The organism is Varibaculum timonense, assembly GCF_027694345.1.
Classification (GTDB): domain Bacteria; phylum Actinomycetota; class Actinomycetes; order Actinomycetales; family Actinomycetaceae; genus Varibaculum; species Varibaculum timonense_A.
This window is the reverse complement of sequence record NZ_JAQEVU010000007.1, coordinates 75492-99289: the sequence shown is the minus strand read 5'-3', so window position 1 is coordinate 99289 and position 23798 is coordinate 75492. Positions and strand designations below refer to the sequence as shown.

21 protein-coding genes, 1 CRISPR repeat array and 1 riboswitch are annotated in these 23798 nt (G+C 51.3%); of the genes, 19 read left to right on the top strand and 2 right to left on the bottom strand.

The window, feature by feature from the left end; genetic code table 11:
* Positions 1–4: 4 nt before the first annotated feature.
* On the bottom strand, positions 5–394 hold the full coding sequence (locus PG728_RS07390; protein WP_270626734.1) for a hypothetical protein: 390 nt from the start codon (positions 392–394) through the stop codon (positions 5–7).
* Between the two features lie 326 nt (positions 395–720).
* Between PG728_RS07390 and PG728_RS07385 the strand changes: the two genes are divergently transcribed.
* The 16 genes from PG728_RS07385 (at position 721) to PG728_RS07315 (ending at position 19398) form a co-directional block, all read left to right on the top strand.
* Positions 721–1896, top strand: coding sequence for a sensor histidine kinase (locus PG728_RS07385; protein WP_270626784.1), 1176 nt, complete (start codon positions 721–723; stop codon positions 1894–1896).
* Complete coding sequence (locus PG728_RS07380; protein WP_270626732.1) at positions 1877–2593, top strand: response regulator transcription factor; 717 nt, start codon at positions 1877–1879, stop codon at positions 2591–2593. The genes PG728_RS07385 and PG728_RS07380 overlap by 20 nt, the downstream gene beginning before the upstream one ends.
* Positions 2594–3323: 730 nt before the next feature.
* The gene (cas3, locus tag PG728_RS07375; protein WP_270626730.1) at positions 3324–5489 is read left to right on the top strand and encodes a CRISPR-associated helicase Cas3'; all 2166 of its coding nucleotides are present in this window, start codon (positions 3324–3326) and stop codon (positions 5487–5489) included.
* Positions 5476–5724 carry a type I-E CRISPR-associated protein Cas7/Cse4/CasC gene (locus PG728_RS07370; protein ID WP_270626729.1) on the top strand — a complete coding sequence of 83 codons (249 nt, stop codon included), beginning with the start codon at positions 5476–5478 and terminating at the stop codon, positions 5722–5724. Before cas3 ends, PG728_RS07370 begins: the two co-directional genes overlap by 14 nt.
* Before the next feature lie 2 nt (positions 5725–5726).
* On the top strand, positions 5727–6497 hold the full coding sequence (gene cas5e / locus PG728_RS07365; protein ID WP_270626728.1) for a type I-E CRISPR-associated protein Cas5/CasD: 771 nt from the start codon (positions 5727–5729) through the stop codon (positions 6495–6497).
* A complete protein-coding gene (gene cas6e, locus PG728_RS07360) occupies positions 6416–7201 on the top strand; it encodes a type I-E CRISPR-associated protein Cas6/Cse3/CasE (RefSeq protein WP_270626727.1) in 786 nt (261 codons plus the stop codon). The genes cas5e and cas6e overlap by 82 nt, the downstream gene beginning before the upstream one ends.
* A 7-nt stretch (positions 7202–7208) precedes the next feature.
* Positions 7209–7880, top strand: coding sequence for a type I-E CRISPR-associated endonuclease Cas1e (gene cas1e / locus PG728_RS07355; protein ID WP_333558171.1), 672 nt, complete (start codon positions 7209–7211; stop codon positions 7878–7880).
* A gap of 28 nt (positions 7881–7908) precedes the next feature.
* Positions 7909–8166, top strand: a complete 258-nt coding sequence (locus PG728_RS09330; protein ID WP_333558170.1) for a hypothetical protein — start codon at positions 7909–7911, stop codon at positions 8164–8166.
* The gene (cas2e, locus tag PG728_RS07350; protein ID WP_270626726.1) at positions 8166–8570 is read left to right on the top strand and encodes a type I-E CRISPR-associated endoribonuclease Cas2e; all 405 of its coding nucleotides are present in this window, start codon (positions 8166–8168) and stop codon (positions 8568–8570) included. Before PG728_RS09330 ends, cas2e begins: the two co-directional genes overlap by 1 nt.
* 72 nt (positions 8571–8642) lie before the next feature.
* Positions 8643–9891: a CRISPR direct-repeat array (repeat unit 28 nt; unit sequence AAATGCCCCGCACCTGCGGGGATGATCC).
* 70 nt (positions 9892–9961) lie between these two features.
* Entirely contained in the window at positions 9962–10183 is a 222-nt protein-coding gene (locus PG728_RS07345) for a hypothetical protein (RefSeq protein ID WP_072509173.1), read from the top strand.
* A gap of 119 nt (positions 10184–10302) precedes the next feature.
* Positions 10303–10566: a hypothetical protein gene (locus tag PG728_RS07340; protein ID WP_270626724.1), complete on the top strand. Its 264-nt coding sequence runs from the start codon at positions 10303–10305 to the stop codon at positions 10564–10566.
* Between the two features lie 264 nt (positions 10567–10830).
* Positions 10831–11997 (top strand): ADP-forming succinate--CoA ligase subunit beta, encoded by a 1167-nt coding sequence (gene sucC, locus PG728_RS07335; protein ID WP_270626783.1) that lies wholly within the window; start codon positions 10831–10833, stop codon positions 11995–11997.
* Positions 11998–12027: 30 nt separating this feature from the next.
* A complete protein-coding gene (sucD, locus tag PG728_RS07330) occupies positions 12028–12960 on the top strand; it encodes a succinate--CoA ligase subunit alpha (RefSeq protein WP_270626723.1) in 933 nt (310 codons plus the stop codon).
* Positions 12961–13143: 183 nt separating this feature from the next.
* Positions 13144–15339, top strand: a complete 2196-nt coding sequence (locus PG728_RS07325; RefSeq protein WP_270626721.1) for a cell division protein PerM — start codon at positions 13144–13146, stop codon at positions 15337–15339.
* A gap of 29 nt (positions 15340–15368) precedes the next feature.
* A riboswitch (ZMP/ZTP riboswitch) is annotated at positions 15369–15447 on the top strand.
* A gap of 27 nt (positions 15448–15474) precedes the next feature.
* Positions 15475–17085 carry a bifunctional phosphoribosylaminoimidazolecarboxamide formyltransferase/IMP cyclohydrolase gene (gene purH, locus PG728_RS07320; RefSeq protein ID WP_270626720.1) on the top strand — a complete coding sequence of 537 codons (1611 nt, stop codon included), beginning with the start codon at positions 15475–15477 and terminating at the stop codon, positions 17083–17085.
* A 183-nt stretch (positions 17086–17268) separates the two neighbouring features.
* Positions 17269–19398: an alpha/beta fold hydrolase gene (locus PG728_RS07315; protein WP_270626718.1), complete on the top strand. Its 2130-nt coding sequence runs from the start codon at positions 17269–17271 to the stop codon at positions 19396–19398.
* 105 nt (positions 19399–19503) lie between these two features.
* Here PG728_RS07315 and PG728_RS07310 read toward each other — a convergent pair whose 3' ends face one another.
* Positions 19504–20940: a L,D-transpeptidase gene (locus PG728_RS07310; RefSeq protein ID WP_079985797.1), complete on the bottom strand. Its 1437-nt coding sequence runs from the start codon at positions 20938–20940 to the stop codon at positions 19504–19506.
* Between the two features lie 360 nt (positions 20941–21300).
* Here PG728_RS07310 and rpmE point away from each other — a divergent pair, with 360 nt between their 5' ends.
* The 3 genes from rpmE (at position 21301) to prmC (ending at position 23788) form a co-directional block, all read left to right on the top strand.
* On the top strand, positions 21301–21519 hold the full coding sequence (gene rpmE, locus PG728_RS07305) for a 50S ribosomal protein L31 (RefSeq protein ID WP_072509180.1): 219 nt from the start codon (positions 21301–21303) through the stop codon (positions 21517–21519).
* Between the two features lie 286 nt (positions 21520–21805).
* Positions 21806–22912, top strand: a complete 1107-nt coding sequence (prfA, locus tag PG728_RS07300) for a peptide chain release factor 1 (RefSeq protein WP_270626716.1) — start codon at positions 21806–21808, stop codon at positions 22910–22912.
* An 18-nt stretch (positions 22913–22930) separates the two neighbouring features.
* Complete coding sequence (gene prmC, locus PG728_RS07295; RefSeq protein ID WP_270626714.1) at positions 22931–23788, top strand: peptide chain release factor N(5)-glutamine methyltransferase; 858 nt, start codon at positions 22931–22933, stop codon at positions 23786–23788.
* The last annotated feature ends 10 nt before the right edge of the window (positions 23789–23798 follow it).

The window sequence follows — 23798 nt, the reverse complement described above, 5'->3', positions numbered from 1 at the left end:
CTTGTCAGTATGTAAGGTCACCGCCCCACGTGTTATCGCAGAACCAGTTACAAGCCTTCATGCGACCTTGGAACGCGAATCGAGTACCTTTCAGGATGTTATCCCACGATTTCGCCCCCTTAGCATTCCACTGCAACGTCCCAGTAAACTGTGGACCGCCTGATTGCTTCATGTTACGCAACCCTAAACGAAGATGTCCTCTAGGCATATCGCTAACACTCAAGCTGATCGGCCCATTGAAAGTGTGCGTTCGGGTGTAATCGTATTGAACAAGAGATCCAGAGGTGTTGAGCCGACCTGAAACATAACTGTTGTCTGCATAGGCAACACCAGTGCCACCTGCCAGCATTGCAATCGCAGCAGTTGCTGTAAGGATTCCTTTCTTGAACGACATAAGTTAACCTCCTACATGTAGATGTGTGATTAATCTTTCTGGAGCGCTCCAGCATCTCCCATGCTCTCCTAAGATTTATATGATGCGCAATGTCCCGAAATTGGGGTATGCGGAGCGTGTTAGGGGAGAGGTAGACTTGCTTTAAGAGTTACAGAGTCTAGTTCAGGAGGTGCCATGCGGGTTCTTGCTCTGTGTATTCTTGCTTTTTTCTTGCCTAGTGCAGGAGTGAGTGGAAATGGGGAGGTAGATCTTTCGCATCAGGGAGGGAACTATATGACTCATGTGGTTCTTACCGCTCATCCAGTGTGTAAAATTTTCCCGTGGATATGCCGGTAGATAGTGCTAAAAACCTAATCTCTAACATAAGCAAGAATCTCAAAAGCAACGGGCTTTTCTGTCTCATCTTCTGGTTTCTTCTGGTTTTCATTGCTGTTATAGATTTGTATTTCTTGGGCGGGGCGGATTCTTCCATAAGTGGAGCAGGCGTGCTGCTCTTGCTTGTTGCCGCCATACTGATCCCTTTGCGTCCTCGGCTGGGCGGGTGGATTTTTCTCCTGCTTGATACTGCGTTCATTGTCGCTCCAGCTACCTCTGTAGGCATCCTTGGTTATGTATGCGTTGTGGTATTTTTCCTTTGGGGTTGGCATAGCTACAAGATTGACGCCATTTTAGGGGCGTTAGCTTTGCTTGGAGGTTTTTGGTTTTCGGTTTCGTTTCAGCTTCCAGCTGCTTTGATGTTGGTACTTATGCTCGGCACTGGATTCGTCCTAGGGTATGTTATGCGTCGTTCTGCAGAGGAACGAGATGCTGCGGTAGCGCAATTATGGAAAACCAAATTGCAGAACTTAGAAGAAGCACAACAACTGAAAGCTAATCTAGCTATGCAGTTGCATGACTCTTTAGCGGGAACTTTATCTGTGATAACAAAGCTTGCTGAATCAGTGCGACAAGAAGCAGGAATAATTGACCACACCTCATTAGCAAAAAAGCTAGTTTTTTTAGAGAAACAAACTCGTGCTTCTCTGAAAGAGCTTCGAGAAATTATTCAACTACTAGATGACACAAACGGATCTAACGATCAAGGAAGTAGCTTTATTTCTACACTGGCAAGAACGGAAAGTATCGCTTCAGCTGCAGGAATTAATCTCGAGCTGGAGTATGAGGATAAGGATTTGGAACAGCTTCCACTGGAAATAAAGAGCGTGTTACTAGCATTTCTCCGAGAAACATCAACCAACTTAGTCAAATATGGTGCGCCGTCAACATATGCTGTTTTGAGTATTTCCTATAGCACAGACACGATTGAAATGATGGTGAAGAATCAGTATCACACAGCACCCCACGATTCAGTGATTAGTTCAGGTAGGGGACTCAACAATCTTCGTGAAAAGTTTGAATTCGCTGGAGGCGAGTTAGACATATGGACCGTAGATAACTGGTGGCATGTTCACGGCGAACTCCCACTTGGGAAAGGCAATATAAATGGTCTCCAAGAGTCTTAACAACACGGACAAACTCCAGACTGATAGCGTTGCCCCCGAAGCAAATGTCTTGCGGGTGATTTTTGCTGACGATTCTCGCATGTATCGTGAGCAGCAAAGCGATTTGTTGCGACGCTTCTCCAGTATAGAACTCGTTGGAGTTGCCAGCTCGGGGATTAAGCTTTTAAATATTGCACAATCTGTGCAGTGGGATGTGGCACTGCTCGATATCGCCATGCCGACATTAGATGGAATTGAAACTCTGAAACGATTATTAGAAATTCGCCCTGAGGCTATAGTTTTGATGCTTACTGCTTTTGAGCGTCCACACACGCTTCGTGAAGCATTAGCTGCTGGAGCGAAAGGTTTTCTCACTAAAGAAACGTCAACTGAAGAAATTGTGTCGGCACTACACAATGCCTATAACGGGAAAACCGTGCTTAATCAACGCCCAACAGACATGCTGCTAAATTATTATATCCAAAGCAACCAGACACGTGTTGATGAAGATTTTGCTAAACGTGTAAAAACGCTGCCTGACCGTTTATATAGAATTGCACAGTATCTCGCTAAGTCGTACACAAATCGGGAAATCGCCCGCGCTACAGGCTTATCTGAACATACCGTAGGAAGCTACGTGCGCGACACCATAAATTTACTAGAGGCCAGACGCGGAGAAATAGCCGTCAAAATGCAAGAACTAAACTTGGGAGATTAACCCGCTCCTCCACATATGCTTACTAAGAGCTATGTTGCAGATGGACGCCAAGCCTACCTGTAAGGGCTGTGCGAACCTGTGACAGTTCTACTGATAGTTTCAATGTGGATAATGATACGAACACAGGTGCGCCACAAGCATCGATACAACCTGTGCGCGCTAGAGCTAACTTTTACGCGACAGGGGAGTGGCGCGTAAAGGTTGCGCCGCTTTCCGTCGCGGAAAATTTGTTCGAAAGCAAAAGCTGTCGCATGCCGCTGACTCGGGTCTTCGTGCTGCAATGATCCGGCCGCCGTTTTGGCTTGCTATCAAGCGACAAAGCCCACCCGAGCCACCGCTGTCCCGCTGCCCACTTTGTATCATCTTCGGCAGCTAGATAACTCAAATGGTTAATCCCCAGGTTTATCCTGGGGATTAACCATTTTATAAGCTGAGGGGTCGAACCCGTGAGGGCTGGCGCGGGGAGGTAGCAAACGCGGGCTGAGCGTTCGCCCGCGCCAGTGGTTTTCGGAGGCTGTGCTCTGATATTGCTTAACCTGATGATTCTCTAATCTGAATAACTACTTGAACACTGGTTAGTGCTAGTCTGTTCAGCAATCTGGTTAGCAGGGTTATATAATCCTCCTTGACCTGGGTAAACGGGAATAGAGTTATTTATTGTTTACTTTTTAGCGTAATACTGAAGATTGAAAGACCGGTAATGGCTTCACCGATGAGGTTTACTAAGAGGATGGCGTCAGAATCTCAGCTCTCGAAAGCAGCGTTATCTATTTGGGCAAAAACTAATTTTTGGAATGCTGCTCCGCCTGATGACGGAAATAAGCAATGGTTGCCGCTCGCTGTGCATATGGCTGATTCGGGGGAAGTGGCTGAGCTGATATGGGATAAATATCTGTCCCCTCGACAGCGGAAGCTGTTAGTAGAACCGTTATTGCGGGTACAGGGGATAAAAGAGTCCTCGGGGAGCGCTTTAGCCTTACTGAAGCTAATCGTGGGCGCCCATGACATTGGGAAATGCTCGCCTATGTTCCTTACCCAGAATACCGAGCTTTATGAACGGATATTTAAAAACAGCGACGACTCCCTAACCAAATACCAGCGGGCAGAGGAACTGCGCGGAGACAATCCACACTCCTGGATAGGGGAAATAGCGTTTGAAAAATGGCTGGAATCGCGCTGGAATCCAGGAAAGGCGGAGAAAAGATGCGCCACTGCGAAACAATTGGGGTCGATAATCGGCGCTCATCATGGCCGCCCGGTGTCTTGGCAGCGACATGATGATATGGCGAATCCCAATCTCCCTGAGGTTATTAATGGTGATAAAACCTGGAAACAGACCCGCCGGGAACTACTAGATTGGTGGATGGAATGGACTGATAGCCAAGAGGTAGTAAGCCAGTGTCGAGAGGCGATTTTCCCAACTACCTGGCAAAGCTTGGTGGCGGGTATTACCGTGATGGCCGACTGGATTGCTTCGAATCAAGAGCTTTTCCCACTGGTTGACTGGAACGAGCTATATCCGAAAAGGTTGCTATCTCCTGATCACCATCGCGATCGCACTAAAGCTGCTTGGGAGAAGCTGCATTTGCCGCCCTCCTGGCAGCCAGAGATACTCTCTCACGACCCTGATGAACTGTTGCAAACCCTATTCGCTTTAGGCTCTGATACTCATGCTCGCCCCGCGCAGGTTGCAGCGGTAGAATCCGCGGAAAAAATGGCGCTACCCGGCATGATGATAATCGAGGAAGTGATGGGGGCCGGTAAGACCGAGGCGGCGTTAATGGCAGCCACCATTTTGGCGAAGCGAGCAGGAACTTCTGGGGTGTTGGTGGCTCTACCGACAAAAGCTACTACGGACGCCATGTTTTCTAGAGTTGTCGAATGGGCGCAGATCTCGGCGAAAAGTGGTTTTAGCCTAAAACTTCAGCACGGAAATGCTGCCCTAAATGGCCTTTATAAGAAAATCCAATACGGAAGAATTGCTAGTTCCGGCAATGCGGTTTCCCCGGGACAGAGTTCTTCAATGGGCATTGATGAAGAGTCTGGTCACAGTAGGCAGCCGGCAGTAGTACATCGCTGGTTTAACAAGAAAGCTGCGCTGCTAGCCTCGGTAGTGGTATGTACAGTGGATCATTTGCTGTTTTCCGCGCTCCGAACCAAGCATGTGAGTTTGCGGCATCTGGGGATTAGCGACAAAGTTGTCATCATTGACGAAGTGCACAGCTACGATGTCTACACCAGCCAATTCCTGAAGAGAACCGTGCAATGGCTGGGGGCGTTCGGGGTTCCGGTAATTGCTTTATCCGCAACCTTAACCCGGAGGGCGCGCGAAGAGCTATTTTCAGCCTATGAAAAAGGGCAAGAGTTGAAGCAAGCTGCTAAAGAGAAGGACAAAGTTTCGGAACCGTTTGATGGTTCGGTATTTCCGGCGATGCGGAAACCGGTAGTCGTGGGAGGAAATCAAGTCGCAGCGCAAGCCAAAGGGGAAGGGGCGGGTTCGTCCTCGCAAACTCCCATATATCCAGCGCTTTCTTACTCGGATGGGCCAGGAGTTCAAGTTCGCCCTCTGCCGGTATTAACTACCAAAGAGATCGAAGTGGAGCATTGGGAGGGCGAGGCTGGGCTGGTCGCAGATCTGCAAACACGACTCCAAAATGGGGGATGTGCCCTGGTAGTACGCAATACGGTCGCTAATGCGCAACGTACCTATGAAACCTTGCGGACAGTATTCGGAGAGGACGTTCGTTTGGTGCATTCTCGTTTTACCCAGCAAGATCGTCAAGATAACGATGAATGGCTGGTGCGCACCTTTGGAAAACCCGGAAAATCTCGCCGCCCGAAGCGGGCAATCGTGGTGGGTACCCAGGTGGTTGAGCAGAGTGGTGGGGGCGTTTGAGAATGCCATTACCTCCCGAGAAGGCACGGGTTTCGTAACACCCTCAGTATCCCGACTGGTCAAAGAAGCAGCCGATATCGAGGACGCTTATGGAGTAAAGCCTCTTGCCCAGTTCACCTGCGGGGTCGGGGACTCGCGGGAGCAGCTCCGGAAAATCCAAGAACCAGTGGCGTTCCCTCAGTTAGTTTCGGATTTAGACAACCTGGTGACTGAACTGCTTGCCAAGGGTGAATAATCATGAAGAATATGCTTTTGACCCTCAAAGGTCCAATGCAGTCATGGGGGACTTCGTCTCGATTTACTAAGCGCAGGACGTCCTCAGAGCCCTCCAAAAGCGGAATAATCGGTCTGCTAGCGGCAGCACAGGGACGCCGGCGGGTGGATCCTGTCGAGGACTTAGTTGACCTGAAATTGGCAGTTCGCATCGATCAACCCGGAACTCGGGAACGAGATTTTCATACCACCCATTCCTTTGATGGTGAGACTGCATATCCTCTTTCTGACCGATATTACCTGTCAGACGCGGTATTTGTTGTCGGGCTCAGTGGGGAAACCTCCCTGATCGAAGCCCTTAACGAAGCCTTGGTTAAACCAAAGTTTCCGCTGTATTTAGGGCGAAGGGCGTTCCCGCCAATGACTCCTATCCGTCCAAAACTGTCAGAGGGAAATCTGATAGATGAACTTGCCAACTACCCTTGGCAGGCAGCCCCGTGGTATCAAAAGAAAATATCGCGGAAAACTGCCTGGTCGTCCTCTTCACCCCTCGACCTCGAAAATGGAAAAGTAAGTTTAGAGGTGGTTGCAGATCTGGATTTACTACCGGAAGACAGACGTGAAGACTGCATTTTTGACCAAGTGCACGATGTTCCGCTCAGTTTCGATTCCCACCATCGCCAATACGAATGGCGTGACGTAGTCAGGTGGAAATGCGAGGTAGCTACCGATATAGCAGCTGCCGAAACCGAGCCGTCCTTCCTAACCACCCACAATCCGGGAGGTATGTGGTGAGCGAAATTTATCTTTCACGGTGCGCTTTAAACCCCCGGAGACGTGGAGCCACCAGGTTACTCGCCTCTATGGAGCGGATGCACGCAGCTATCTTGCAAAACTGTTTTCATGATTCCCAATGGGAGGGAGGGGAACCTCCGCGGATTCTCTGGCGGCTGGATAGATATCAAAAGGGTTATTACCTCTATATACAGTCTCCGGTGCGTCCGGATTTAACCCAACTTGCCGAGGAGGCAGGGTGGCCAGAAATAGCGTCCTCGTTCGGAGTAAAAAGCTATCAGCATTTCTTAGAGCAACTCGCGGAGGGAAGCAGCTGGAACTTTAGGTTAGTGGCGACTCCCACTCGAGCGGTGAAAGCTGAAGGTACTAAACGATCTAAGCGGATTCCGATTGTTAGAGATGAAGACCGTATTAATTGGTTGGCGTCTAGAGCAGAGGGCTGGGGGTTTGAGATTCCCCGGGTATCTGTCAATCCGCCCACTGGTGGCGCAACTGATTTGGCGGTGGCAATCGTGGAAAAAGAGCGCATTCGTTTTCAGCGAGGAAAATCGGGGAGACCGGGATCTTTAGTTACCTTGAACCGGGTAGCATTCGAAGGAATTCTGACTGTAAAAAATCCTGAACTGCTGCGCAGCGCCATGCTAAATGGCTTAGGAGCAGCGAAGGCGTACGGATGCGGGCTGCTAACCTTAGCTCCTAGGTAGTTTAGCAATGAGCGGTGGTCTCGCAAATAAGCCCGTCCCGCGGCAATCACTGCCGCGGGTGGAAGACCGCTGGTCATTCCTCTATGCGGAACGCTGCATAGTGCATCGTGCAGAAAATGCCTTGACCCTGCGAGATGAGCAGGGAACGATGCATGTCCCGGCGGCGACGATTTCATCGCTGCTGCTGGGACCGGGATCTACGATTTCTCACCAGGCAATGAGCCTTTTAGGTGAATGTGGGGTGAGCGTGGTTTGGGTTGGTGAAAACGGGGTGCGCTTCTATGCCAGTGGACGTAGTTTGGCTGACTCGAATGCTTTGTTGCAGCTGCAAGCGCGTTGCTCGTCCTCGCAAAATGAAAGAATCAAAGTAGCCAGGGCGATGTATCAAATGCGTTTTGGTGATGAGGACGTGGAGGGGCTCTCCATGCGGCAGCTGCGGGGGCGGGAAGGGCACCGCATGAAAAAGGCGTATCGGCGCTGGGCGGATGAATATAGGGTTCCTTGGGCAGGTAGAGTTTTTGATTCCCAAGATTTCTCGGCAGGAGATACGGTTAACCAGGCGTTGTCTGCTGGTAAACGCGACTTTGTATGGGATTGCCCATGCGGCTATTTGTGCTCTAGGTTGTTCGCCGGGACTCGGCATAGTGCACACTGGGCATTCGCGCTCCTTTGTGTTTGATATTGCTGACCTATATAAGGCTGAATTCGTGATTCCACTGGCATTCCAGATTGTTTCTGAGGGAGAGCAAGATGTTGCCACCAGAATGCGGATTAAACTGCGTGACCAGGTATTCCAAAAGGGACTGCTGAAACGGTGCACGCAAGATATTATCTTTTTGCTTACCGGCCAGCGAGATGCTTCGGTAGAAGTTCGGGAGAACCGCAATCGGTTGTGGGATTACTATCAAGGAAATGTTGGGGGCGGCTCTAACTATGCGGCAGAGGCAGGGGAGGCTCCGTTTTGATGGTTTTAGTCTTGACGGCCTGCCCTCCGGGGCTGCGCGGATACATAACTCGCTGGCTGTTAGAGGCCTCGCCGGGAGTATTCGTGGGGAGATTGTCTGCCCGGGTGAGGGAGAACCTGTGGGATTTAGTGGTTGCGGAGCGGAAACAGGGTAAGGCTCTGCTGATATATAGCACTAACGATGAGCAAGGTTATGCTGTGCGCTCGGCTGGACATAAATGGAATCCAATCGAACTCGAAGGGATGACATTGTTGCAACAACCCGAGCGAATCAAAAGTGATAGTTCAGCGGGGGATAGGCAGAGACGAGAACCGGGATGTCCGCAAGGGAAAACTAGTGATATTAAAGGCTATGGGTGGTCGATAGCTGCCAGGCGTAGAAAAATGCGTAAACGTAAATTCTAAAAATCTGAGGTAGCTACCTATAGGATTGCGTTAGAGACGGATATTTTGGATCGATATTCCAGCTCAACGAGTAAATGCCCCGCACCTGCGGGGATGATCCCGGGCGCATATTGGGGCGCGGTGAGGGTTAGCTAAATGCCCCGCACCTGCGGGGATGATCCTATTCCATTCGCCGAACTGCCCGCCCTCGTGTTGAAATGCCCCGCACCTGCGGGGATGATCCCAGGGTAAAAAACCTGGGAAAAATCCCGCGAAAAAATGCCCCGCACCTGCGGGGATGATCCCAGGTTACCCAGGTCAGTTCTATCTAACACCGCAAATGCCCCGCACCTGCGGGGATGATCCTAAGAGACATCGAAAGACAAAATGCGGGCGTCTAAATGCCCCGCACCTGCGGGGATGATCCCCACTAGTGAAACCCCTAAAGCTCACGCTGCCGAAATGCCCCGCACCTGCGGGGATGATCCGTTGATTACGCCATCAAACGCGGTGAGCAAATAAAATGCCCCGCACCTGCGGGGATGATCCGAAATAACCGCGACCGCCGGGCAAATACGTAATAAATGCCCCGCACCTGCGGGGATGATCCCCGATACTTGTTATCGCGCCTTTTGCTGCCCCTAAATGCCCCGCACCTGCGGGGATGATCCTAAGACGCTGCATTTCAGCTATAACCCCGCCGTAAATGCCCCGCACCTGCGGGGATGATCCCGGGGATTTATCCATGACGTGGAGGGAATCTAGAAATGCCCCGCACCTGCGGGGATGATCCCACTTACGAAGTAGAAAACCCCGTGGACAACCAAAATGCCCCGCACCTGCGGGGATGATCCCTCGCTAGGATACATGGGTCTATGCCAAATCGGAAATGCCCCGCATCTGCGGGGATGATCCCAAGTGTTTTAGGAGTGTGCGCTAATGCCACGCAAATGCCCCGCACCTGCGGGGATGATCCGGAGCAATAAAAATGGTAAACGCAACGGTAGAAAAATGCCCCGCACCTGCGGGGATGATCCGGCAAGGCTGTTGTGCAGGGGCTTGATACTCCGAAATGCCCCGCACCTGCGGGGATGATCCCTACGACACCCTAACCGCAGACGTAAACCTGCTAAATGCCCCGCACCTGCGGGGATGATCCCAAAGTAAAAGTCCTACACAACACCTAAAGGAGAAATGCCCCGCACCTGCGGGGATGATCCCAGTGGCAATTTCTGTGTCTAGGTCGTGGCTAGAAATGCCCCGCACCTGCGGGGATGATCCCTACGCAGCCGTGCAGAAAATCGTAAACCGACGAAATGCCCTGCACCTGCGGGGATGGTTCTTTAGTCTGCAGTTATAAATGTTATGCTGAGCGGTACTGTGACGCTTGCCAGCTTTTTTGTGGATTTATTATGACCTACGATGAGTTCTACGCTACTTCGCGTGCTTTCTTCGAAGCTCGTGCTACCCCTAAGCAAATAGCCCTTCTGGACAGTCACGAAAAGTGCGATGGGGCTGGTTTCGTCGATTCCATCCTGTTCTTTACTGACCTGTTTCTTGGAGATGAGCCAGGAGTGCCCCAAAAAATCGCTGACTGGAAGGCGGCGTTAGATAGTCTCCCGGAATACGATTAATCGATAGTCCTCGCGGTTAAAGAATTTACTCCTAGCACCGGAAAGTTTTCTCTTTAGACAGATGCACATCTTTATCGGGAAGCGATAAATATAAGCATTGCTAAAGATAGGATTATTTCGTGCCAACCTACCTAGGGCTATATAAAAAGCTGCGGCGTCACCTCGAAAAAACCGCTAATCCCGCAGTGCAACAATTGATAGAAGATTATGAATACGGTGAGGGTGAGGATCTGGATTTTATTGTTTCACTCGCTTTTGAGAAACAAATTGAACTACCGGAAATCCTTTGCGAACAGCTAGTCGCCCTACAGGACGACTATGTAAAGACCGGTGATTATCCTTTACTTTTGTCAGAAACAACTCGACAATATTTACGGCAATAATCTCGCCGGATTGTCTGAGAGGTGGGCCTTGGTGGGGTGTCTCTATGACCACGGTTCCCAAAATCCCTGAGCTGACTAACTTGAAGGTTTTGACCCTGTAGTCTCGGTAGGAAACCTTGGGGGTTCTTCTAGTTCCCCTAATTTAAACGGTTGATGCTATTAACTCTTAAATCTGGAGTCGCCTATCCCAGCAAAAGCTATCGAACTCTTTGGTACTATAGTCCTATATCTTGATGTCGAGGTACTTGATGAGAGGACATGCAAGTGGATCTTTATGAATATCAGGCTCGCAATCTTTTCGAAGCATACGGGGTTCCCGTACTACCTGGAATCGTGGTCGAAACCCCCGAAGAAGCTCAAAAAGCTGCCGAAAAACTCGCTCACCCCCTAATGGTGGTAAAAGCGCAGGTAAAGACGGGTGGTCGTGGAAAGGCTGGCGGGGTTAAACTTGCTCGCACTCCTCAGGAGGCGCGTGAAAAAGCCGAAAAAATCTTGGGGATGAACATTAAAGGTCACACTGTGCGTCAGGTACTAATCGCAGCTGGCGCCGATATTGCCTGCGAATATTATTTCTCGATTCTGCTTGACCGCTCTAACCGCCGCCACCTGGCCATGTGCTCCAAAGAGGGAGGGATGGAGATCGAGCAGTTAGCCAAGGAACGTCCGGATGCTTTAGCGAAAGTACCTCTGTCAGCCACCGGAATCGACGAGACGGTAGCGCGCAGTATCCTCAAAGAAGCCGGTTTCGAGGACGAGGAACTCATCTCTAAAGCCACCGCGGTGCTTAAAGGGCTCTGGAACGTATATCAGGGCGAGGACGCTACTCTAGTAGAAGTAAACCCCCTGGTCTCTACGGTAGAGGGCGAAATAATCGCTTTAGATGGAAAAGTGAACCTGGACGATAATGCCCATTTCCGTCATCCCGCTCATGAAGAACTGCTAGATAAACGCACAGAAAATCCTTTGGAAGCCCAGGCTAAAGAAAAAGGCTTGAACTATGTCCACCTAGATGGGCAAGTGGGAATCATCGGTAATGGCGCTGGTCTGGTGATGTCCACCCTGGACGTAGTGGCCTATGCCGGTGAAGAATACGGGGTGAAACCAGCAAACTTCCTGGATATTGGGGGCGGAGCCTCCGCGCAGGTAATGGCTGATGGACTGGACGTGATTCTCAGCGACCCTCAGGTCAAGTCGGTATTTGTAAATGTATTCGGCGGGATAACTGCCTGTGACCAGGTGGCTACCGGGATTGTGAAAGCAATCGAAATCTTGGGCGATAAAGCCACTAAGCCACTGGTGGTGCGCTTAGACGGCAACTCAGTAGAGGCCGGTCGCAAGATTTTAGAGGAAGCGAACCTAGAGCAGGTGACCATGGTGGAAACTATGGATGCTGGCGCCGCCCAGGCAGCTAAACTCGCTGCTGGCTGTTAAGAATCGGTAAAAGCATAAGGAGAAGCAAATATGTCAGTATTTCTTGATTCCGCAGCCCGGGTTGTCGTACAGGGTATGACCGGTTCGGAGGGGCGTAAACACACCCGGCTGATGCTAGGAGCTGGAACTAATGTGGTAGGGGGAACTAACCCCAAGAAAGCAGGGCAAACGGTTGATTTCGATATTGTTCCCCTGGGTGAGGTCGCCAAAAAACGGGGCGTAAAAGCCGGAACAGTTTCGGTGCCCGTATTTGGCACCGTGAAAGAAGCCATCGAAAAAGAGGGCGCGAATGTTTCGGTAGTGTTCGTTCCCCCGCGTTTCGCTAAAGGCGCGGTACTAGAAGCCGTAGAGGCCGGGATGCCGCTGATCGTGGTGATTACCGAGGGGATTCCGGTACAGGATTCCACCGAGTTCGTAAATGCCGCCCTGGAGAAGGGATGCCGGATTATCGGTCCGAACTGTCCGGGCATTATTACGCCGGGACAGTCCAATGTGGGCATTACCCCGGCCGATATCACTGGCTCCGGCCCTATCGGATTGGTATCCAAGTCCGGTACTTTGACCTATCAAATGATGTTTGAGCTGCGCGATATTGGCTTCACCACCTGTATGGGGATCGGCGGTGATCCAGTGGTTGGTACTACCCATATTGACGCGCTAAAGGCGTTTGAAAATGACCCCGACACCAAGGTAATCGTAATGATTGGTGAAATCGGAGGGGACGCGGAAGAACGCGCCGCCGACTATATCGCCGCTAATGTCACCAAGCCGGTAATCGCTTATGTAGCGGGCTTTACTGCTCCTAAAGGTAAAACCATGGGGCACGCAGGAGCTATCGTGTCCGGTTCGGCAGGCACTGCCCAGGCGAAGAAGGAAGCTCTGGAAGCTCAGGGCGTCAAAGTTGGCAAGACTCCCTCTCAAACTGCCCAGTTGGTGCGGGAAGCATTCAACGCGCTCCACTAGCAGCAAACCTGCTATCTGCCGGTTAGCTAAGATATGGGCATCCGATAGCCGGATTCTCCTACCTAAAAAAACTCTGTGGGGGAGGGCGACCTAGCGGTATCTCCCTGACCGATTTTGGATTCTCAGCTACTATATGCGGTGTGCCTAAGCGGTATTTCTTTGAAAAAGTGGACAATAGTAGAGATGGTGCGGCGTTTAAATTTTCAAAAATTTCTTCGGCAACCTGCGGGTGCGGGGAAAGGGTCTACCCGTACCTCCACGATTAAGCCCAAGAATCCAAAACGGCCGCTAAAGGCAGAGGCGGGGGAAAAGGGTGTTGCTACCTCGCAAAAAACTCGACGCACCTTCACGGTTAGGATTCAACCGGGAATTACCCGTATGGTGGCAGCTGCCCTCATCACCTGCGTTTTTCCTTGGATTATTATCTTGGCTTGCTGCGCGGGAGTTTATTTTTCTACCTCTTCAAATCCGTGGATAGTAGATATTGTCTGGACAGATTCCTTGGCGGTGGGTTCTAGTATTTGGGCTTTAGGGTTCGCTACTCCCTTGCATTTCACTCTAGGGAAAGCGGCAACCATGTCGCTTATACCCCTCGGTTTGTGGATTGCGTACCTATGGTTGGGGGCGCATCTCGCGCACCGTCTCGTCCTCGAAAGTAAAACTATCCTCTGGGTATATCCTTTCGCGCAAGCACTGGTAGCTACCCTGGTGGGTTTGGTGGTGCGAGGAGCCTATAGCCTGGGTGAACTGTTCTTTTGGGCACTGCTTCATGGTTTTATAGTTGTCGGCTATGCTTTTTATCTTTTTGACCGAGAGCAGCGCCCTAAAGAAGTTAAACCTGCGTTGCGTAACTTTAAATCGCGTCTGAAATACCGTTTAGATTATTTGAATGCGCAAAGCCGAGCCTTGCGGGCGCGCCTTGTCAATCCCGATTACGCATATAGCCAAGATTTAGAAAACCGCCGTCTGGGAATTGATCGGGACGAGCGCAGCTGGGACGGCGCCAGTAGCACTTGGACGGTTCCCGGTTGGGTGGTGTCCGGAGTTCGCAGTGGCTGGAAAGTGTTTGTGTTCTTCGGTTTCATCACCTTGATTCTGGTGCTCACTCAAGTGTTTTCGCATTTTTCGGCGGTTGATAAAATCTATGACCTTTACGGAGTTTCCCTAGGGGCAGGGATTTTGATTTGGCTGGCGCAATTGCTGTATCTGCCTACTGTGCAAACTTGGGCGCTGACCTGGGTGTTAGGTCCGGGTTTTGCGCAGGGGACTGGTACTGTCCGCTCTCTCACTCAGGTGAAAGCCGGACCGATTCCGGCAGTCCCTATTTTGGGGGCGCTGCCAAATCAAACTCCCGGATACTGGGTGTTGGCGCTAATCGTAGCGGGTAGTCTCGTAGTTGGATATGGGCTTTACACCTCGATGGCGCGGGTTGATTTCTTTTCTCATATAGCGTCTTTCCTGGTTGGGGCGCTTTCTTTTACAGTGCTCACCGCTTGGTTCTGTTTCCTAGCTTCCGGGTCTATAGGGACGGGGAGAATGTCGGTTTGGGGGGCGCAACCGCTGGCTACTGCCGCTATGGGGTTTATCCTAGTTTGGTTGCCGATAGTACTGGTAGGAGTGGTTTTGCACCCTCGTGCTCGTGCCTACCTGGCAGATAATTTCTTTAGGGCGAGGAGGGCGAGTTTGCGCGTTAGTCGCCAAGGGATAGCAGCAGCGAAGGAAAAAGCGAAAGAACTGCACTCCCGAAATCCTCTGAGCGCCGAGGGCGCGGTTACGGATGAGGACGCGGAAGCCGATACGCAGGAAACAGGCGGAGAGGATAGTTCCGCGAAGCCGCAGGCGACCGGAGATAGTGAGGCGCAGGAAGTGCCCTCAGCTGCGAATGAGGTGACGGAAACTGAACAAGTAGCGCCACCGTCAGAGCTTCCGATGACAGATTCGGAAACTGTCCCCGCTGGTGAAGGAAATGATAGCGAAGCCAAGTCGGGTAAAAAGACTGAAGCTGTCGGTAAAGACAGCGAGGACGCCCTCGAAACTACCGAAAAATCGCAAGCTGACCAGTTGGCTAAGCCAGCTGCCCCGCGGCAGAGCCCGGAAGAAAAGTTTGCGCGCTCTAGGGGAGCCCTGCCGGTAGATACCGAGGAAATAAAAGACCTGGCCACCGATTGGGCAGAGCGCAAAACCGATGAAGTTATTGCGAAAGAACGCCAGGAATTGGAAAAAATCAAATCTTCTGCCCAGCGCCTCCCGGAAGCAGAACTGACGCGGCCAGCAATAAAACGTTCAATTTTCAAACGAGGTCGCTTGCGTGCGGGCAAACCGCGGCGCGGCGCTGACGACACTTCCACCCAAGCCATCGAAATTCCCGACCAAGACTAACTTTCGCCACCGAAGCCAGCAGGGTAGACTGGTTTTAACGTGACTGGCGAAAAAAGTGGATAACCACTGGGGAACGTAAAAGGACAGTCGCTCGCCTGGGCTGGACAAAGAATGCAACAAAAGGATTCCCACGTCATGAGCGAAATAAAACCCATTAAACGTGCTCTGGTCAGCGTCTATGATAAAACCGGCCTCGATAAACTGGCGAAAAACCTACAGGCAGCTGGGGTTGAAATTATTTCCACCGGTTCTACAGCTCAAGTGATTGCCGCTGCCGGGGTACCGGTAACCGAAGTTTCCCAGGTAACCGGGTTTCCTGAATGCCTCGATGGGCGGGTAAAAACCCTGCACCCTCTGATTCATGCCGGGATTTTGGCTAACCGGGAGCTTCCTGCCCACGTTGCCCAGCTAGAAGAACTTAAAGTAACCCCTATTGACCTTGTGGTTTGTAATCTTTATCCCTTCGCCGACACCGTAGCTTCCGGTGCGGGGTTTGCGGATTGTATCGAAAAAATTGATATTGGGGGGCCGTCAATGATTCGGGCAGCCGCCAAGAATCACGCCGATGTAGCGGTGATTGTGGATCCCAGTTCCTACGACGATTTAGCTGCTGCCCTGCAACGTGGGGGATTCACTGCTGCGGAGCGCCGCGAACTCGCAGCTACGGCTTTCAACCACACCGCCATTTATGACACCCAGATTTCCTCCTGGTTTGCGAAGCAACTAAAGGGCGAGGACGAAGCTACCGCTAGCAGCGCCCTGCCTAACTTAGAACAGTGGAAACCACAGCTCAAAGAACTACACAGCTTGCGTTATGGGGAGAACCCGCATCAAGAGGCCGCGGTCTATCGTTTCACCGATGAAGAGGGCGGTCTGGCGCAGGCAGAGCAGCTGGGCGGCAAACCCATGAGCTACAACAACTACACCGATGCCGATGCGGCTTGGCGGGCAGCCACCGACCATAGCGAGCCTTGCGTGGCGGTAATCAAACACGCTAACCCCTGCGGGATTGCAGTCGCCGAGGACGTAGCGAAGGCGCACTTATTGGCGCACGGTTGCGACCCACTATCGGCCTATGGCGGAGTGATTGCTTGTAACCGTGAGGTTACTTTGCAGATGGCGCAGCAGGTGAAACCGATTTTCACAGAAGTAATTATTGCCCCTGAATACGAAGAGGAAGCCTTAAAGCTGCTACAGACCAAGAAGAATCTGCGGATTTTGCGGATTGACGCAGACGCCCCGGTGGAGTGGGAATTCCGCCAGATCAGTGGGGGAATGTTGGCGCAAACTCGCGACCGCTTGCAGGCCGAGGGCGATAATCCGGAAAACTGGACTTTAGCGGCGGGCGCAGCAGCTGATGAAGCCACTCTGGCAGATTTAGCTTTTGCCTGGAAAGCAGTGCGGGCGGTGAAGTCAAATGCCATTTTGCTAGCAAAAGAACAGGCCACTGTCGGTATCGGGATGGGGCAAGTGAACCGAGTAGATTCTTGTGCTCTGGCGATTCAACGGGCAAATACTTTGGGGCAGGCGCCGGAAGGTGAAGCTGCCCCCGAGCGGGCACGCGGCTCGGTGGCTGCCTCCGATGCGTTCTTCCCCTTCGCTGATGGTCCGCAATCCCTGATTGAGGCAGGGGTGAAAGCCATTGTGCAGCCCGGTGGATCGATTCGCGACGAAGACACTATCAAAGCCTGTCAAGAAGCCGGCGTAACTTTGTACTTGACCGGTACTCGCCATTTCTGGCACTAGGCTGCTAAGTCGGGGATAGCGCCTAGGTAATCGCGAGTTTTAGAGGCGATGAATGCAGCATCGGGCTAACTAATAAATGCTTTGCCGTAGCGGTTAATCTGATTGTGTACTGATAACCTGGGGACGCCGGGAGGCGTCCCCAGGTTATATTAATTTTCCAGGTGTGCAGTTAGGAGAGCGAAGATGATTATCGCAGCAACAGATGGTTCCTCCCTCGGAAATCCCGGTGCAGGCGGCTGGTGTTGGTATCTGTCTCCTGATTGTTGGCGTGCTGGTGGTTTCACGCTCGGAACAAATAATCAGGCAGAACTGATGGCAGTAGCCGATTTACTCACCGAAACTGCGGGTATGAATGATGATTTATTGATCCAGGCGGACTCCCAGTACGTGATTAATATTTTGACGAAATGGCGGTTCGGCTGGAAGAAAAAGGGGTGGAAAACTGGCGGTGGCAAACCGGTAGCCAACCTGGAACTGGTCAAACGCCTAGATCAGTTACTATCTGACCCAGCCAGAAGGGGGAAAGTTAGCTTCGAATGGGTAAAGGGGCACGCCGGGCATCCCCTCAATGAACAGGCAGACTCTCATGCCCAGGCGATTGCAAAGGCATACCAGACGGGGACTCCTCGGGAGGCGGATTTTGGGCCAGGCTGGAATACCAGCAAGGAGAATGCCAGTGGGATAGCTCCCGATACCGCAGGTGGTAGCGCAGATAGTTTCATACAAGAGCGGAAGATGAAAGGTTGCCGCGAAACTAACGGTCAGCAAAAACCTGCCGCTCCGGCAGCTGCCCTCGCGCGCCCTCTCTACCCGAAATTAGAGCAAAATCCTAACCCCAAAGAATATCGTCAGGGACGTTACCTAATCCGCGAACACGTCCTCACGGTTCCTCTCTACCACCCGGAAGTAGCGTTAAACCTGTTCCCGGACTCGGCGAAAAATCCGGTGGTAAACCTGGAACGAGGGGCGCATACCCAGGACACCGGGGTACAGAGCGAGCTTTTTGCGGTTACTCCCGGCGAACAAACCCGGCCAAAAGCGCAGGGAAACTTTGATATTTCGACACCAGACAGCCAGTTCCTGCCTCCCTGGGTCGATGCGGAAATCAAGCAAACCAATATCGAAATCTATGCCCGCGAAATCGCCCTGGATGATGACGAAAACCGTCCCTATCTGATTTATTTCCAAGGCGGCCCGGGGTGTAAAGGCTCTCGTCCGGCAGACTGGTCTGCTCCCTGGTTCGGCGCTGCCCTGGAAAAATATCGGATAATCATGCTTGACCAGCGGGGAACTGGGCGCTCCACCCCGCTCGATAATGTCACTATTCCTGCTCTAGGAAACCGCGCCGGAGCCTGGTTGCGACTGATGCGCGCCGACCAGATTGTAGGGGACGCCGAAGCACTGCGCCGCGCCCTAGGGATAAAGAAATGGACGGTGATGGGGCAAAGTTTCGGGGGCTTTATTATTACCGCCTATCTGTCTCGCTTTCCCGAGGCCATCGAAAAAGCCTATATCACCGGGGGGCTGCCGGGGCTGACCAAGGTAAACCGGATTTACGAGCAAACTTTCGCGGCCACCGCCCGGCGTTGCCAAGAGTTCTACGCCCTGCCCGGTATGGAAGAAGCGGTTCGGCAAACCTGTGCCCACGTGCTAGAACACGATGAATACCTACCTAATGGAGAAAAACTGACCCCCAATCGGATTAGACAGGTAGGTCTGGAGCTGGGACGCACGCTTGGCCTGGAAAATCTGCGCTACCTGTTCGAGGCGCCGTTTGTGCAGATTGGGGGTAAACGTCACCTCACCCAAGAATTTTTAGGACAGGTAGGAGGACGAGTCAGTTTTGCTCTGGATCCCCTCTACGCCCTCTTGCATGAAACTATTTACGGGAACGCGGTTGAACAAAGCGAAGTGGAACCCACTGCCTGGGCGGCAGATCGGATTCGCGAAAAGGCTCCCGGATTTGCCCAAGATTCCGATCCCCTCGATAAGTCTCAACCCTATTACCTTACTGGGGAACATTTTGGTAGCTGGGTGTTTACCCGCGATCCTGCGCTCAAGTCCCTAGCGGAACTGGCAGATGATTTGGCGGCGGAAACCGAGTGGCCGGTACTCTATGACCCGCAGAAATTGGCGGAAAACCAAGTTCCGATACATGCAGTGGTTTACCGGGACGACATTTTCGTTCCCCGCGCCCTATCGCTAAATACCGGCAGGGTTATGGGAGCCAATATCTTGGAGAAAGAGGATTTGCACCACGACGGGCTGCGTGCCAGCGGAAACCAGATTATTTCCTGGCTGTTATCTAACTAGGGTAGGTAGTTTCCCCTAGCAGTAGTAGCAGTAGCTAGATTTTAGGGGATACCCAGGTTAGAGGGGATTTTATGCTTTCGCCTGAGGGTTTATCCAGACCGCTGGTTAGCGGTGAGAAACAACCACAGTACCTAGCGGAGCCCAGTTATAGAACTGACCGGCTGCTGATACCGGCATATTTACACAGCCGTGGGATCCACCAGGACCACCCCACCCAAAAGAGCCACGCCAAGGAGCGCCGTGCAGGGCGTATCCTCCTGAAAAATACATTGCGTAGGGTACATTCGGGGTAGTGTACGGGGTTCCGTCAATGTTAAAACCGCGCATGGTTTTAGAACGATACTTGCGGTCAATAGCAAAGGTACCCTGAATAGTTGGGGTAGCGGGAGCGCCAGGAACCATAGATACCGGTCCTTTAGTTACAGTAGCTCCCTCGTATCCGGTGACCGTGTAATTTGAAAGATTTACATCAATCCACTTTTCACCGGGAGCTGCCATATAGGCTAACTTTTCTGCGCCATCAGCAACGGTTTTATCCTTGGTAGTAGCTTTCTCAACTTTGGTTTCATATGAGGGAGAACTGTCAATCCCATTTGGGAATTTATTGGAGATTTCCTGGGCTACTTTATCGATATTACTTACCGTAACCCCATCTTTTGCTTCTACCTCGGTTTTTAGTACTTTACCGCCACTATTAACGAAACGTTTTCCATCAACTTTCTTGACTTCAACGGCTTTCTTATTCGCCTCTACCCACTCGTTCACCGCTTTCTCATTTGCCTGCAGCTTAGCGTTTTTGCTTACGGGGGGGATTTGAGTGAAGCTAATTTTGGTTTTTTGGTCAGCAGTTATTTCTTTGTCTCCGGCTTTAATAGCCACTTTGGTTTGCAGGTTTTTGGTAGCAAGTTCAGCTAGCTTTTGAGCGGTTTCCAGGTCGGCTAGTGGTTTGACTGCCCCCACGCTTATCTCTATAGCCTGATCTTTTTGGGTATTCATTACTTTTTCGGCAGCGGTTAGCAGTGCTTTAGTGTCTGCTCCGAAACCGTCCTTTCCGGCAACCGTCTCAAATCCGGTTCCGTCTTTATTAACTTTTACGCTGGGCTCGGTAGCCGGTTTAGCATCTTTTATTGATTTTGATATTTCTTGCGATAGGGCATTGGTAATGGCGGGATCTACGGTGTGAGCAATTGGTAGCTTCCGGGAAGTAAATAGGCTGCTCACATAGTCAAAAACACTGCTGCGAGCAGTAGCGTTTTCAGCGGTGGAAGCAGCGCTAACCCGGTAGCCGATTTCTTGGGGAGTAAAAGATACTTGTTGGATTCCCTTGCCGGAGAAGGTGGCTTTACCGCTGGTTTGGGTTTTTTCTAGCTGCCGCTGAATTTGGGCAGCAGTCATTCCTGATACTTTAACTTCCCCCACGGTGGTGCCGGGGAGAGCCTTTTTCCCCACAGCGTAGTAAGAGACGTAGATTGCAAAGGCTGCAATCAATGCCACTAGCACGCCAATGACAATACCGATTGAGATTTTTGCTTTCTTAGACATTTATACCGATGCTTCCAAACTGGCTAATCAAAACAACATCTTTATCCTAACTGTGATTATTAGGTTCGCTACCTCAAGGTTAGGTAAGTATGCTCACAGTGCAGGTAAATAGGTATTCCTACCCGCTTGACCTGCGGTAACCTTGGTCAAGACCATCTCTTGTTATGAGATTGTTATAAGAAAATTTTTTCGGATAACGAACATGGCGCAGATAGGGAAGCGCTGAAAGGTAGCCCCGGACACATTTTGTTCTTCTAGCTGGCATTATCGGCGTGAAAGGTGGCATAATCTAATCCGGTTCCGGTTCACCGTTTGTAACCCACATTTGGACCCGGGGCTCTTAGAATCCAAGGAGAAATCATGAAGCAGGGAATCCATCCCGAATATGTCCCTACCACGGTTACTTGTACCTGTGGAAACAGTTTTGAAACCCGTTCCACTATTACCTCTGGTGTTATGAGGGTAGATGTGTGCTCGGCTTGCCATCCGTTCTACACCGGTAAGCAAAAGATTATGGATACCGGAGGACGGGTAGCCCGCTTCGAGGCTCGTTACGGAAAACGCAACCGCAACAAATAAGTTTTAATCAAAGGTGTGGTCGATTACTAATCGACCACACCTTTTGGTATCTACTACATCTTTCAGATACCGTCCGAAGAGTTTTGCTAGCTTGCGAATAGCTAGCTCTATCCTTGCAAATGCAGCGATTATCAGTAATCGTTTATCTGACTCGCTAAGAGTTAGCTATGGTAAGCACCCGAACTTGAAACTGATTGCCTACCCTTGAAAGCTAGCTTGTAGTTTATTCCTGGCGCGCAAGAACGTAGACTGGGAATTGGTCATTATTGAAAACCTAGGAGTACCCGTGTCATCACCTGTAGATCAGGAAGCTATTGAAGCGCTGATTACTGAAAAAACTGAGTTAGAAATGAAAATGGGTGATCCCAGCGTGGCGCGAGACCAGGCTAAAGCCCGCAAGATTGGACGTAGGCACGCGCAACTATCCCAAATCGCTAAAGCCTATACGGCTTGGAAAGACGCGGAAGAAGACCTGCAAGCCGCTAAAGAATTAGCTAAGGAAGACCCCGAATTCGCTGAGGAGCTTCCCCTTGTGCAAGCAGCTCAAGAAAGAGCCCTCGACAAATTACGTAAGATTCTGGCTCCGCGCGACCCCGATGATGCTCGGGATGTGATTATGGAGATTAAAGCCGGGGCGGGCGGGGATGAATCCGCCCTATTCGCGGGAGATTTACTGCGAATGTATGAGCGCTACGCCGAAGATAAAGGCTGGACTGTGCAGGTTATGGACTCTACTTTGAATGACCTGGGTGGGATTAAGGATGCCCAAATCGCGATTAAAGCCAAGGGGAATGTTGCTCCCGAGGATGGAGTTTGGGCAAATCTGAAATACGAGGGTGGGGTTCACCGGGTTCAACGAGTGCCGGTTACTGAGTCTCAGGGTAGAATCCACACTTCAGCGGCAGGAGTGCTTGTTATGCCCGAGGCAGAAGATACCGGTGAAGTTGAGATTGATCCAAATGATGTGCGGGTAGATGTGTTCCGCTCCTCTGGTCCTGGTGGACAGTCGGTTAATACTACCGATTCTGCGGTTCGTCTAACCCATATCCCCACCGGAATCGTTGTCAGTATGCAGAACGAAAAGTCTCAAATCCAAAACCGGGAGGCTGCATTCCGGGTGCTCCGGGCGCGCCTGAAAGCAGAAGAGGATGCCAAAAGGGAAGCCGAAGCCGCCGAGCAGCGACATTCCCAGGTACGTACCGTTGATCGCTCTGAACGTATCCGCACCTACAACTTCCCAGAAAACCGAATCGCAGATCATCGCACTGGTTACAAGGCATATAACCTCGACCAGGTACTGAACGGACAGTTGCAACCAGTGATTGACTCCGCAATTAAACTTGATGAAGAGCATCGACTCGCCAAGTTATCCGGAAAATCGGACGACAAATAGGATTGGCTATTATTTCCCGTGAACCAAGAGGACGTCCTCACCCGCGAACAAGCCTATAGTTGGGCGCGCAGTCGCTATATTCAGGCTCAAATAGTTCCGGCTCAAGAAATTCAACGATTGTACTGTGCCGTTTGTCAGGCTAAGGAATATCTATTTGCGCCCGAAAAATTAACGGTTTCGCAAACGAGAACCTTTCGCGACCTGGTTTTACGGCGCTGCAATCATGAACCTTTACAACATCTATTAAAAGAAATGTATTTTGGTTCTTTCTGCCTATTTTCTAGCCCCGATGCTTTCATCGTGCGCCCCGAAACCGAGTATCTGGTGGAACTGGCGTTACAAACCGAGGCGGCTCAAGGCGCGCAGCTGGTCGCCGATCTTTGTGCTGGGTCTGGCGCGATTGCCCTTGCTCTCGCGCACGCGCTTCCCTCCTGTCGAGTGTTCATGGTCGAGATTAGTGAAAAAGCGTTAGGGGTGGCAAAAAAGAATCTCAACCGCTATCCCCGACAGGGCGAACGAATCCAGATTACCTGTGCAGATGTAGCTGATGAGCAGTTGTGGGCAAAGCAAGCTGGACGCTTTGACCTCATCGTATCCAACCCGCCCTATGTACCTGAGGGAGCTATAGACCAGCCTGAAGCTCTCCGTGACCCCCCGCTAGCCCTGTGGGGTGGGGGAGAAAACGGGTTGCTGATTCCCACCCGAACCGTGAAACAGGCTTTTCGATTGCTAAGGCCCGGGGGAGTATTGGCAATGGAACATGACCCTAGCCAAGGGGAACAGCTTAATAGCTATGCCACCGGTATCGGATTTTCTAAGGCGAGGACGCGGCGCGACCTTACTGGTCGTAATCGATATCTTTTCGCAAAAAAATAGGAAATAAGTT